At 67.6% G+C, this 11,541-nt stretch carries 10 protein-coding genes; all 10 read right to left on the reverse strand.

Annotation, left to right across the window (positions count from 1 at the left end; all coding sequences use genetic code 11):
• Nucleotides 1–65: 65 nt before the first annotated feature.
• The 10 genes from ABD298_RS04935 to ABD298_RS04980 all read right to left on the reverse strand — a co-directional run bounded on the left by ABD298_RS04935 (nt 66) and on the right by ABD298_RS04980 (nt 11,289).
• Nucleotides 66–1,028 (reverse strand): glycosyltransferase family 2 protein, encoded by a 963-nt coding sequence (locus ABD298_RS04935; RefSeq protein WP_344298535.1) that lies wholly within the window; start codon nt 1,026–1,028, stop codon nt 66–68.
• 2 nt (nt 1,029–1,030) lie between these two features.
• The gene (locus tag ABD298_RS04940) at nt 1,031–1,507 is read right to left on the reverse strand and encodes a GtrA family protein (RefSeq protein WP_344298536.1); all 477 of its coding nucleotides are present in this window, start codon (nt 1,505–1,507) and stop codon (nt 1,031–1,033) included.
• Nucleotides 1,507–3,618, reverse strand: a complete 2,112-nt coding sequence (locus ABD298_RS04945) for a DUF6541 family protein (RefSeq protein ID WP_344298537.1) — start codon at nt 3,616–3,618, stop codon at nt 1,507–1,509. Before ABD298_RS04945 ends, ABD298_RS04940 begins: the two co-directional genes overlap by 1 nt.
• 59 nt (nt 3,619–3,677) lie before the next feature.
• On the reverse strand, nt 3,678–4,406 hold the full coding sequence (locus ABD298_RS04950; RefSeq protein WP_344298538.1) for an ABC transporter ATP-binding protein: 729 nt from the start codon (nt 4,404–4,406) through the stop codon (nt 3,678–3,680).
• Complete coding sequence (locus tag ABD298_RS04955) at nt 4,406–5,263, reverse strand: ABC transporter permease (protein WP_344298539.1); 858 nt, start codon at nt 5,261–5,263, stop codon at nt 4,406–4,408. The genes ABD298_RS04950 and ABD298_RS04955 overlap by 1 nt, the downstream gene beginning before the upstream one ends.
• Nucleotides 5,260–7,260: a glycosyltransferase gene (locus tag ABD298_RS04960; protein ID WP_344298540.1), complete on the reverse strand. Its 2,001-nt coding sequence runs from the start codon at nt 7,258–7,260 to the stop codon at nt 5,260–5,262. Before ABD298_RS04960 ends, ABD298_RS04955 begins: the two co-directional genes overlap by 4 nt.
• Nucleotides 7,257–8,444 (reverse strand): UDP-galactopyranose mutase, encoded by a 1,188-nt coding sequence (gene glf, locus ABD298_RS04965; protein ID WP_208709345.1) that lies wholly within the window; start codon nt 8,442–8,444, stop codon nt 7,257–7,259. The genes ABD298_RS04960 and glf overlap by 4 nt, the downstream gene beginning before the upstream one ends.
• A 180-nt stretch (nt 8,445–8,624) precedes the next feature.
• Nucleotides 8,625–9,611, reverse strand: coding sequence for a Gfo/Idh/MocA family oxidoreductase (locus ABD298_RS04970; RefSeq protein WP_344298541.1), 987 nt, complete (start codon nt 9,609–9,611; stop codon nt 8,625–8,627).
• Entirely contained in the window at nt 9,611–10,702 is a 1,092-nt protein-coding gene (locus tag ABD298_RS04975; protein ID WP_208709349.1) for a DegT/DnrJ/EryC1/StrS family aminotransferase, read from the reverse strand. Before ABD298_RS04975 ends, ABD298_RS04970 begins: the two co-directional genes overlap by 1 nt.
• Nucleotides 10,699–11,289, reverse strand: a complete 591-nt coding sequence (locus tag ABD298_RS04980; protein ID WP_208709351.1) for an acyltransferase — start codon at nt 11,287–11,289, stop codon at nt 10,699–10,701. The genes ABD298_RS04975 and ABD298_RS04980 overlap by 4 nt, the downstream gene beginning before the upstream one ends.
• Between the last annotated feature and the right edge of the window lie 252 nt (nt 11,290–11,541).

Here is an 11,541-nt window from a genome sequence, read left to right on the forward strand (position 1 = left end):
CGGGGTGGGGCCGACGTCGTGCGTACCGCTGGCTCACAGAGCACAGGCCGAAGCCGGGTGCCCTCCTAGTTCGCTGTCTGCGGCTGGAGCTTGTGGAGGGTCGGGCTGTTGGGGCTGCCCTGGATGTCGAGCTGTAGCGACATCAGGAGCATCTGGACGCCGAGCATGAAGGGCACGGCCGCGAGCATGACCGAGCCCGCGGTCGGTGAGCCGACGCTCGCGAGGATGACCCAGATGCCGATCGCGATCCCGCCCACCAGGAGGGCGAGCCCGAAGATCAGCAGGAGGGCGACTGCCGAGAAGGACCAGACCATGTACTTCCACCAGACCCGCCGCCAGAAGCCGCCGAAGAGCAGCGAGACGAGCTCCGGGATGACCCTGCTGAGCTTGATGCTGGATACCTCGGCACCGTACACGGCCGGGATCGGGACGTCGCAGATCGGCACGTCGAGGATGTTCAGGTGGATGAGCAGGTCGTTCTCGAAGCTGTACCGCTGAGCGACCTTGTTCATGGGCAGCCGCCGCAGGACCTCCGTGCGGATCGCCGTGTAGCCGTTCTGGGGGTCGAAGATGTGCCAGTAGCCGGAGGCCAGCTTCGTCATGAAGGACAGGACGATGTTGCCGAAGATCCGGTACCCGGGCATTCCGGCGAAGGACTCGCCGGAGAAGAAGCGGTTGGCCTTGGCGAACCCGTATCCGTCGATCACGGGGTCGAGCAGCTGCGGGAGGTAGTCGGGGTCCATCTGCGCGTCCCCGGCCATGACCACGTTGATCTCCGAGCCGAGTTCCATCGCGGCGCGGTGCGCCGTCATGATCGCACCACCCACGCCCTGGTTGACCTCGTGGCGGATGAGGGTGACGCGGCCGTCGTCGGCGCGCCGGGCTGCGCCAGAGGTGTCGTCCGGGCTGCAGTCGTCGACGATCACGATGTCGTCGACGAAGGCCGGCATCGTCTGGATGACCGTCCCGATGTGCAGCTCCTCCTTGTAGGCGGGCACGACCGCGGCGATCCGTACTCCTCGGTACATCGTTATCCTTCGCTGTTCGTCGATGGTGTCGGGTGAATGGGGGCACCGGTGTCCGGCGCGCTGGGCTCGGCGGCCTTGCTCCTGTGGTGCTGTGGGAAGACCCAGTGCTTGTAGATGAAGTAGTTCCAGCCGGTGGTGAGGATGGTGGCGACGACCTTGCCCACCACATAGCCTGCACCGACGAACTCGAAGAACTGGACAATGCCCATGACGGCGAGCGTGTTCACCACGAGGAGCCCCGAGTAGCGCAGGACGCCACCGAGCGCACTGCCGCCTCCCCCGAAGGAGAAGTGGCGCTGCAGGAAGTAGTTGAAGAAGAAGCTTCCCCAGAACCCGGCGCCGGTCGCGACCCACAGCGGGAGGCCGAACACCTGGTAGCACAGGGCCAAAAGGCCGAGGTCCACGAGGAAGCTGAGGCCGCCGATGAAGAGGTAGCGGAAGAGGCTCGAGCGCAGGAAGCGCTTGGCTTTGTCGAGCATCAGCAGATCCTTCCAAGGGGGGCAATCCCGTCGGGGTCGGAGTTCAGGAGTATGCCGGGCACATCCCCGATCTGGTGGCGGTCACCGGCCCGGGCCTCGAGCTGGGCGCGGCCGCCCGGCAGGCTGTCCCAGTCGAGCTTGTAGACCGCGGCATTGCCGTCGCGGGCGAGGAGCTTGAGGAACGGGATCTGGTCTGGGTGCGTCAGCCCGGGCTTCGGCTCGTCCCAGGCCCTGATGGTCCCATCGGCGATGTAGACGTACTCGATGCCGAGCTCGGCGGCCGCCGCGCGGGCTTGGGAGTCGGTCGCGAGCTCGGGGAGCTTCTGTAGCACGAGGAGCTGCCGGTTGGTCGGCAGGATCTCGAAGTGCCGGATCATCGGCATGCGGTTGCCGAGCGCGTACATCCAGACCGAGCCGTTGCACGAGTCGTTGAGCACCGTCGCGTCCTGCGGCACGTAGTCGGCGATATGGGTCAGGAGGCGCACCTCGGCCGTGGAGAGCGTCGCGCCGTCGACCTTGGTGTTGATCTCAATCCGTGCCGCGTTCTCCGCGAAGTAGGGTCGTGCGACGACTCCCGCGAGCAGGAGCACGACCGCAGCCGTGGCGAGCACGGCGACAGGCGTCGCGGACGACGCCGCGTGCGCGGCCGCCGTCGTGCGCTCGCCCTGCGCGCGCCTCCCCCGCTGGCTGCAGAACCGCCGCACCGCCCAGCCGACGGCCTCGGCCAACTGCGCCACACCGAGCCCGGCGAGCGGCACGAGCAGCATGACCAGGATGCCGAAGATCCGCCACTGGTCGTCGTAGAACGGAGCGGTCAGGCTCGCGAACAGCGTGCTGTTCGAGCCCATCGTGTAGGCGGAGAGGAAAGCGTACGCCAGGACGGGGGCGAGGTACCACCACATCTTCGGCCGCACGAGGAGAGCCAGCACCCCGAGGCCGACCATGGCGGAGAGGATCGGCTGGGGGGTCGACCCGTGGTGCAGGAGCAGGATGTTCTGGATCGCGCCCATCCGGTCGGTGTCGGCGGCCCAGACCTGCTTCGAAACGCGCTCCGCCTCCTTGAGCATCTGCTGGATGATCGGCAGGCCGAGGACCGCCGCGAGGACTGCACCCGCGGCGAGGACGAGGGCGGGCACCACGGCCGCGAGGCGGCGTCGGACCAGGAGCGCGATGAACCAGAAGACCAGGATGGGAGCCACCACGAAGGCCAGCGAGGGGTGGACGGCGATGAGCGCCACCGCTCCGAAGGCGATCGCGGGCACCCACAGCCAGAGACGGCCGAGGGCGGCGCGCACGGCAAGGAGGCAGAAGGGCCCGACGAGCAGCATCCCCGCGAAAAAGGGGATGAGCGGGCCGCGCCAGAGGAGATCGAACGGGTACACCGTGAACCAGCCGGACACGGCGGCCGCGGCCGCCAGGGCGACGGGGCGTCGCGTCACGACGAGGCCGAGCGCGACAGTGCTCAGGGGGAGCTGGACAGCCATCATGAGCACGACGAAGACATTCAGGAATGTCGGCAGCGCCACACCGGTCACCGGCCAGACCAGCGCGAGCATCGCGTGGAACGCGATCGGGTAGCTCCGGATCGGCGCGTCGGCGATGTTGGTGTCGTAGTACGCGAAGTTGCCGGCGATGGAGGGGTCCCACACCTGGTTCTCCGCGATGAGTCGGATCATGTTGGCGTGCCAGGGGATGTCCCAGTCCTGGTTGATGCCCAGCAGCCCCTCGGTTCCGACCGTCCACGAGGTGGCGGCGACGACTCCGCCGGCGAGGATGCCCGCGGCCAGGGTCAGCCACGCCCCGCGGTAGCCCCACCTGCCGAAGAAGGGCGCCGGATCCGCGGCGGCCCTGCGCCGCCGGACGGCGACGCGGACGCCGAAGAGCACGGCGGCGAGGACGAGGACCGTGATCGCCACGGTGAGGGCGTTCCATGCCATGCCGGCGAGGTGTCCGATGGCCCCGATGCTGGCAAGCGCCCCGACCCCGATGAGCGGCGCCACGGCCGGCAGGAGGATGCGGCGGATGCCGAGCGCCTCTCCCAGCAGCCAGCCGGGACCCCACCAGACGAGGGCGATGAGGGCGACGCTGAGCGCCAGCGGGCCGAGGTCCATGTGTCGAATGGCCTTTCTGGTGGTTCCGGGAGGGGTCTGGGGCGGGACGGGGCGCGCGGCTACCGGGACCGGAGCCAGTCGACGGCGTCCGGCGCGGGGCCGTCGAAGGCCACCTTGCCGTGCTCGAGCACGACGCCGCGGGTGCAGATGCGGGCGACCATGTCGAGGTCATGGCTCACGACGACGAGCGTCCGGCCCTCGTCCGAGAGCTTCCGGATCCGCTCGAGGCACTTGCGCTGGAAGGGCTCGTCGCCTACGGCCAGGATCTCGTCGACCAGGAAGATGTCCGGCTGGGTGTGCACCGCCACCGCGAATGCGAGGCGCAGGAACATGCCCGAGGAGTAGAACTTCACCTCGGTGTCGATGAACTGCTCGATCTCGGAGAAGGCGACGATCTCGTCGAACTTCTCATCGATCTCGGCCTCGCTCATGCCCAGGATCGCCGCGTTCAGGTAGACGTTCTCCCGGCCCGAGAGGTCAGGGTGGAACCCCGCGCCGACCTCGATGAGGCCCGCGACCCGTCCGCGCGTGCGCACCGTGCCGCCGTCCGGCAGGATCACGCCCGAGATGAGCTTGAGCAGGGTGGACTTGCCCGAACCGTTGAAGCCGAGCAGCGCGACGGTCTCGCCCTCCCTGACCTCCAGGTCCACGCCGTCGAGGGCGCGGAACTTCTTGGACAGGTCCTCCTTCCGGCCCTTGAAGAGCCAGACGACCGTCTCCTTGAGGGAATGGGTGTGCCTGAGGTTGAAGGTCTTGCCCAGGCCCTCGATCTTGATGACGGGATTCATCAGACCTCCTGGGCGAAGTGGCCTTCGAGCCGGCGGAACGCCAGCTGGCCGATGAGAAGGAATAGTGCGGCCATGCCCAGGCCCGCGAGGCCGGTGAGCATGAGGTGCGGCGGCAGCTCGACGGGGCCGCGCACCGAGGGGTGCCAGAAGGCCCAGTGGAACATCTCCACTGCCACCGTGACCGGATTGAGCTGGTACACCACGAACAGCCAGTCGGGCAGGATGCGCCGGATCATGGTCCAGTCGTAGAGCACGGGCGAGACCCAGGTAACCATCATCATGAGCATGTCCACGATGTTCTCCGAGTCGCGGAAGAAGACGTTCACCGCTCCGGCGAGCAGGCCGAGGCCCACCGCGGTGATGGACACGATGACGAATCCGATGACCGCGCCCACGAGGCCGGCGAGGTCCGGGCTCCACCCGCTCACCAGTGCGGCGAGCAGGAGGACGATCAGCTGCGGGAGGAAGTGCACGGCCGCGACCCAGACCGATGCCACCGGGAACAGCTCCCGCGGAAGGTAGATCTTCTTCACCAGGGGCGCGTTCCAGACGATGGAGCGCGTCGCGTTCGAGAACGCCTCGGTGAAGAAGTTGACCACGATCACGCCCGAGAACATGTACAGGGCATAGTTCGGGATGGCCTCCCCCACACGCAGCACGATGCCGAGCGCGATGAAGAGCACCAGGTACTGCACGAGCGGCTTGACGTACGACCAGGCGAGCCCGAGGACTGACCCGCGGTAGCGGACCCTGAGCTCCTTGCGGACGATCAGCTTGAGCAGGTACCGGCGGCGGAAGACGTCGAGGAGCCCGGCCCCGACGCCAGGCGTGTCGTAGGTGGCGGTGTCCTGGGTCATTTCGCGGTGCCGGACACCGAGGCGTCGAACGTCTTCTTCCATGCTTCCATCGATGTGATCTCGGGCAGGGCCTTGCGGTAGCGGGCGCGGAGCTTCTCCCAGTTCGCGAACAGCTGCGCGTGCAGCGCCACGGACTCGGCGAGGAGTTCGCGGGCCTTCTTCGGGTCGCGCATGTACCAGGAGGCACCGGTCCCGTCCGCGTTGGACACCACGGCGCTGTCGAGGTGGGCGAGGCTCCACCACTTCCCATCCTGGTGCGCCACGTGCGCTTCGGGATGGTCCTTCGCGTCGGTGCGCACGGGCATGACCGTCTGCTTGAGCACGGTCTTGGCCGCCCAGGGCAGCAGGCCGAGCGTGGAGGGCATCCGGTACGACTGGGGCTTCTTCGGGGGCTTCTTCCGGAAGGGCGCCGGGAAGGCCCCCGGGTCGGTCTTGATCTGGGAGTCGGTGAACTCGTTGCGGAGCGCGCGCAGCTTCGGCATCATCGTGGGGAGCTGCTCGTGCAGGCCCTCGGGGCCGGCCAGCACGTCCTTGAGCGCGAGCAGACGGGCCTGCTCCGGGTAGTACTGCATGGACACCAGGTGCTTGACGTCGTTGTTCATGCTCTCGCGGAAGATCCGGCCGCCCTTGGCGTAGGGCGAGTGCAGGAGCGTGGCGATGAGACGGTTGCGCTCGTGGTAGAAGGCCTGCCAGTCGACGGAGTCGTCCTTGTCAGCCCATGAGACGTGCCAGACGGCAGCACCCGGGAGGGTCACCGTGGGGAAGCCTGCAGCACGCGCACGGAGCGAGTACTCGGCGTCGTCCCACTTGATGAACACCGGCAGCGACAGGCCGATGTTCTCGACCACCGTGCGGGGGATGAGGCACATCCACCAGCCGTTGTAGTCGACATCCCACCGGCGGTGCAGCGGCGCCGAGGCGCGCAGGCCCTCGGTGCTGAAGTCGTGGTTGCCCAGATCCTGGATCGGGCCCCACAGGAAGCGGTACGGGTTGACGACCTCGGCAAAGGCGTGCAGCACCGACTTGTTGAACATGTCGAACATGTGTCCGCCCACGATGGTGGGGGTGCGGCACAGGTCCGCGAAGGCGACCGCACGGAGGACACCCTCTGTCTCCAGGTTGATGTCGTCGTCGAGCAGCATGACGTAGTCGCTCTTGCCCGCGCTGACCATCTCGTACATGTTGCGGGCGAAGCCGCCGGAACCGCCGAGGTTGCCCTGGTTGATCATGCGCAGCTGGCTGCCCATCGACGCTGCGACCTCGTCGAAGCCGTCCTGGTCGGCGACCTTCTGGGTGCCCTGGTCGACGATGATGAGCTCATCGAGGATCTCCAGGACGCCCTGGTCCGCGGCGATCGTCTCAATGGTCTTGAGGCAGTAGTCGGCACGGTTGAACGTCGTCACGCCGAGCGTCACGCGGCCTTGCGGACGGCCGCCGTCGGGCACGGACCACTCGGCCTGCTCGAGCGTCATGCCCGAGGCACCTGCGACGAGGTCGAACCAGTACCATCCGCCGTCGCCGAACGGCGACAGCGTGAGGTCGAACTCGAGGCGGCTGCTGCCGTCCACGAGCACGGAGTCCACGCGCTGGGACACGCCGCGGGCATTGGAGCGGTAGACGACGACGGTGCCCTCGCCCTGCGTGGCGACGGACAGGACGGTCTTGTCCGCGACGGTCCACTTGCGCCAGTAGCTCGCAGGGAAGGCGTTGAAGTAGGAGCCGAACGAGAGCCGCTCGCCCGGGCGGACCCGGACGCTGCGGCGGGACAGGATGTCCTGGGGGTGCAGCTGCTGGCCCGCACTCACCGTCTGCACGGTCCCGTCGCGGCCCTGGCCGGTGGTCGACTGCACCTTGCGGATGTCCGGGTCGACGTAGAGCGGGAGGGTGTCGAGGTCGCGCGTCACGGGGAACACGACGCGCTGGACTACGCGCAGGTCCCCGTTGCCGGCCTGCTCCGCCGCTGTCTTGGTCGTCTGCTTGTCTGCGGTGACGCTCATGCGTCCACTCCCCCGCTCTCGAGCTTGGCACCGCCGGTGAAGTGCGGCTTGATCTTGTTCTCGAACATCGACAGCGCCGAGCCGATGGCCATGTGCATGTCGAGGTACTTGTACGTGCCGAGGCGGCCGCCGAAGAGCACGTCCTTCTCGGACTTGGCCAGATCCCGGTAGGCGAGCAGCTTGCTGCGGTCCGCCTCGGTGTTGATCGGGTAGTAGGGCTCGTCGCCCTTCTCGGCGAACCGGGAGAACTCGCGCATGATGACGGTCTTCTCGGTCTGGTAGTTGCGCTCGGGGTGGAAGTGCCGGGGCTCGATGATACGGGTCCACGGGACGTCGGGGTCGTTGTAGTTCACCACCGAGGTCCCCTGGAAGTCACCCGTGTCGAGCACCTCCTCCTCGAAGTCGATGGTGCGCCAGGACAGGTCACCCTCTTTGTAGTCGAAGTACCGGTCGACCGGGCCCGTGTAGACGACGGGGACGTTGCCGACCACGTTGCCCTTGCTCACCGGCTGCGACTCGTCGAAGAAGTCGGTCTCGAGCTGGACCGTGATGTTCGGATGGTCGGCCATGCGCTCGATCCATGCCGTGTAGCCCTGGGTGGGCAGGCCCTCGAACGTGTCGTTGAAGTACCGGTTGTCGTACGTGTAGCGCACGGGGAGCCGCGAGATGATGCCGGCGGGCAGGTCCTTGGGGTCCGTCTGCCACTGCTTGCCGGTGTAGTGCTTGATGAACGCCTCGTAGAGGGGCCGGCCGATGAGCTGGATGCCCTTGTCGTTGAGGTTCTGCGGGTCTGTCCCCGCGAGCTCGCCAGCCTGCTCGGCGATGAGGGCGCGGGCCTCGCTCGGCGTGTAGTTCGCGCGGAAGAACTGGTTGATGGTCCCGAGGTTGATGGGGAGGGGGAAGACCTCGCCCTTGTGCACTCCGTAGACCCGGTGCACATAGTTGGTGAACGTCGTGAAGCGGTTGACGTACTCCCAGACCTTCTCGTTGGACGTGTGGAACAGGTGGGCGCCGTAGCGGTGCACCTCGATCCCCGTCTGGCCCTCGGTCTCGCTGTACGCATTGCCTCCGATGTGGTGGCGGCGGTCGATCACTGTCACCTTGAGGCCGAGGTCTGCGGCTGCGCGTTCGGCCACTGTGAGGCCGAAGAAGCCGGAGCCGACAACAACGAGGTCTGCAGTCAAGATCACTCCTGTGGGTTGGCGGACTGCTGGCGAGAGGGCACAGCAGGCCCAATGGTCCGGGTTCAGCCTACCGGAGCGCGGCAGGCTTCCCTGAATCGGGGTCGGTGGGATGCCCCACTCTGGGACCTCCCCGGCACACGGAAGGCCGCCGGTTCGGCGGCCTTCCGTGGAGTCAGTGGCTCAGAGCTGGACGACGGCGCCCGACCGGGCCGATTCGAGCAGCGCCTCGGCGACGCGGAGCGTCTCGCGGCCCTCTGTCATCGTGACGACGTCCTTGGAGATCCCCAGGACGGCGTCGCGGAAGGCCTCGTGCTCCATCTTGAGGGGTTCGCGCTTGGCGATGGCGAACCGCGTCGAGGAGCCCTCGGACACGCCGCGGAAGTTCGCGATCGAGTCCCAGTCGGTCTGGAACGTGCCGTTCTCCACGAACGTGAGGTCGGCCGAGACGGTGTCCGCGATGAACGCTCCCCTCTCGCCCAGGACCACCGTGGTGCGCTCCTTGAACGGGGAGAGCCAGTTCACGATGTGGTTGGTGCCGATGCCGCCTTCGAGGTGGCCGATGGCGCTGACCATGTCCTCGTGCTGGCGGCCGGAGCGGTGAGTGGTGTTCGCGGCGACCGTCACGTACCGGCTCTGCGCGAGCCAGGCGGTGAGGTCGATGTCGTGCGTCGCGAGATCCTTGACGACGCCGACGTCCGCGATCCGGGCCGGGAAGGGGCCCTGACGGCGCGTCGAGATCTGGTAGACGTCCCCGAGGTCGCCGTTCTCGAGGCGCTCCCGGAGGCTCTGCAGAGCCGGGTTGAAACGCTCGATGTGCCCCACCGCGCCGACGAGTCCGCGTTCCTCGAAGGCATCGGCGATCCGCTTGCCCGACGCGGAGTCGTTGGCGATCGGCTTCTCGACGAGGGTGTGCACCCCGGCCTCTGCGAGCTTGAGGGCGACCTCCTCGTGGAGGATGGTGGGGACCGCGGCAACGGCGAGGTCGATGCCGGCGTCGATGAGCTGGTCAACCGAGGACAGCAGCGGGAGCGAACCGGCCACGCCGTGCGGGTCGCCGAAGGCGTCGGCGACCGCGACGAGCTCAACGCCGTCGAGCTCGCGGAGCACGCGGGCGTGATGGCGCCCCATCATGCCGAGGCCGATGATGCCTGCGCGGAGCTCAGCCATCACGCACCTGCCTTCGCGACAGTGTTCACTGCCTCGACGATGCGCTCGAAGTCATCCTGGCTCAGCGAGGGGTGGACCGGGAGCGAGACCACCTCGGCCGCCGCCTGCTCGGTCACCGGGAGGTCATCGCTCGTGCGGAACGGGGCAAGGCGGTGGTTCGGGATCGGGTAGTAGACGCCCGAGCCGACGTTGTGCTCCTCGCGGAGGGCCTTGACGAAGCCGTCCCGGTCATCCGCGACGCGGACGGTGTACTGGTGGTACACGTGCTCGTAGCCCTCGGCGACGCGCGGCGTGACGACGCCCTCGATGTTGGCGTCGAGGAACGCGGCATTGGCGCGGCGCTGGTCGGTCCAGCCGAGGACCTTCGTCAGCTGAACCCGGCCGATGGCGGCGTGGATGTTCGTCATGCGGTTGTTGAAGCCGACGAGCTCGTTCTCGTACTGCCGCTCCATGCCCTGGTTGCGCAGGAGCCGGAGGCGGCGCTCCACCTCGGCGTCGCCGGTGGAGACCATGCCGCCCTCGCCCGACGTCATGTTCTTCGTCGGGTAGAGGCTGAACATCGCGAACGTGCCGAAGGTGCCGACGCGACGGCCGTTGGCCTTGGCCCCGTGGGCCTGGGCCGCGTCCTCGAACAGGGCCACGCCGTGCTTGGCGGCCAGGGCCTCGAAGGCCTCGACGTTGAAGGGGTGCCCGTACAGGTGGACAGGCATGATGCCCTTGGTCCTGTCGGTGATCTTCTCCTCGACGGATGCCGGATCGAGGCAGAAGTGCTCGAGCTCGATGTCGGCGAAGACCGGCGTGGCACCGGTCAGGGCAACCGAGTTGGCCGTCGCGGCGAAGGTGAAGGAGGGCACGATCACTTCGTCGCCGGGACCGATCCCCGCGGCGAGGAGGCCGAGGTGGAGCCCGGACGTTCCGGAGTTGACCGCGACGCTGGCCCGTCCGTCAAGCAGGACGGAGGAGAACTCGTTCTCGAATGCGGCGACTTCGGAGCCCTGGGCAAGCTGCCCGGACGCGAGAACGCGGTCAACCGCGTCCCGCTCCTCCTGGCCGATGATGGGTTTGGCGGGGGGAATGAAGTCCTTGCTCATGCGTCAACCTCTCGCAGGGTCTCGTCCTCTTCGATGTATTTCTCTCGCGTGCGCTGGCAGACCCAATGGTCCCCCTCGCGCACCAGCGGCTCTCCGGACTTGCCGACCCAGGCGATCCGGCGTGCGGGGACTCCAGCCACGAGGGCGAAGTCCGGCACGTCCTTGGTCACGACGGCGCCCGCCGCCACGGTGGCCCAGCGGCCGATGGTCGCCGGTGCGATGCACACGGCCCGGGCGCCGATGGACGCCCCTTCGCGGATGGTCACACCGACCGGCTCCCAGTCGTGGGCACTCTTGAGCGATCCGTCCGGGTTCACCGACCGTGGGTAGGTGTCGTTCGTGAGGACGACAGCGGGTCCGATGAACACGCCGTCGTCCAGCACCGCCGGCTCGTAGACCAGCGCATAGTTCTGGATCTTGACGTTGTTGCCGATCTTCACGCCTGTGCCGACATAGGCCCCGCGTCCGACGATGCAGTTCTCCCCGAGGACAGCGTCCTCGCGGACCTGCGCCAGATGCCAGATCTTCGTCCCCTCGCCAATGCGGGCAGCATCGGAGACATCGGCCCCCGGGGCTACTGTGACCATGACTGATGTCCTTCCAAACGAGCTCCAAGGGTGTGGCCAAGGTTCAGTATATGCGCGGGTCGGAGGCCTTCCCGACCCGATGAACCGCCGCGACGCGTGCCCCGGCACCGCGCGAGACCGTGGAATTGCGCGCCGAGAAGCGTCCTTCAGCGCGTTGTCCACAAGCGCGCCCTTGCGCTGGAATGCCTGCTCCCCCGGGGCCTAGCGTGATCTGGGAGGGCCTTGAGTAGGTACGTTTCCTGGGGGGGACAT

Source organism: Sinomonas flava (assembly GCF_039531875.1).
Classification (GTDB): domain Bacteria; phylum Actinomycetota; class Actinomycetes; order Actinomycetales; family Micrococcaceae; genus Sinomonas; species Sinomonas flava.

What these genes read in the sequence shown, in the direction of transcription:
- ABD298_RS04935 (WP_344298535.1), bottom strand. Translation starts at nt 1,028, where the DNA reads ATGTACCGAGGAGTACGGATCGCCGCGGTCGTGCCCGCCTACAAGGAG.
- ABD298_RS04940 (WP_344298536.1), bottom strand. Translation starts at nt 1,507, where the DNA reads ATGCTCGACAAAGCCAAGCGCTTCCTGCGCTCGAGCCTCTTCCGCTAC.
- ABD298_RS04945 (WP_344298537.1), bottom strand. Translation starts at nt 3,618, where the DNA reads ATGGACCTCGGCCCGCTGGCGCTCAGCGTCGCCCTCATCGCCCTCGTC.
- ABD298_RS04950 (WP_344298538.1), bottom strand. Translation starts at nt 4,406, where the DNA reads ATGAATCCCGTCATCAAGATCGAGGGCCTGGGCAAGACCTTCAACCTC.
- ABD298_RS04955 (WP_344298539.1), bottom strand. Translation starts at nt 5,263, where the DNA reads ATGACCCAGGACACCGCCACCTACGACACGCCTGGCGTCGGGGCCGGG.
- ABD298_RS04960 (WP_344298540.1), bottom strand. Translation starts at nt 7,260, where the DNA reads ATGAGCGTCACCGCAGACAAGCAGACGACCAAGACAGCGGCGGAGCAG.
- ABD298_RS04970 (WP_344298541.1), bottom strand. Translation starts at nt 9,611, where the DNA reads ATGGCTGAGCTCCGCGCAGGCATCATCGGCCTCGGCATGATGGGGCGC.
- ABD298_RS04975 (WP_208709349.1), bottom strand. Translation starts at nt 10,702, where the DNA reads ATGAGCAAGGACTTCATTCCCCCCGCCAAACCCATCATCGGCCAGGAG.
- ABD298_RS04980 (WP_208709351.1), bottom strand. Translation starts at nt 11,289, where the DNA reads ATGGTCACAGTAGCCCCGGGGGCCGATGTCTCCGATGCTGCCCGCATT.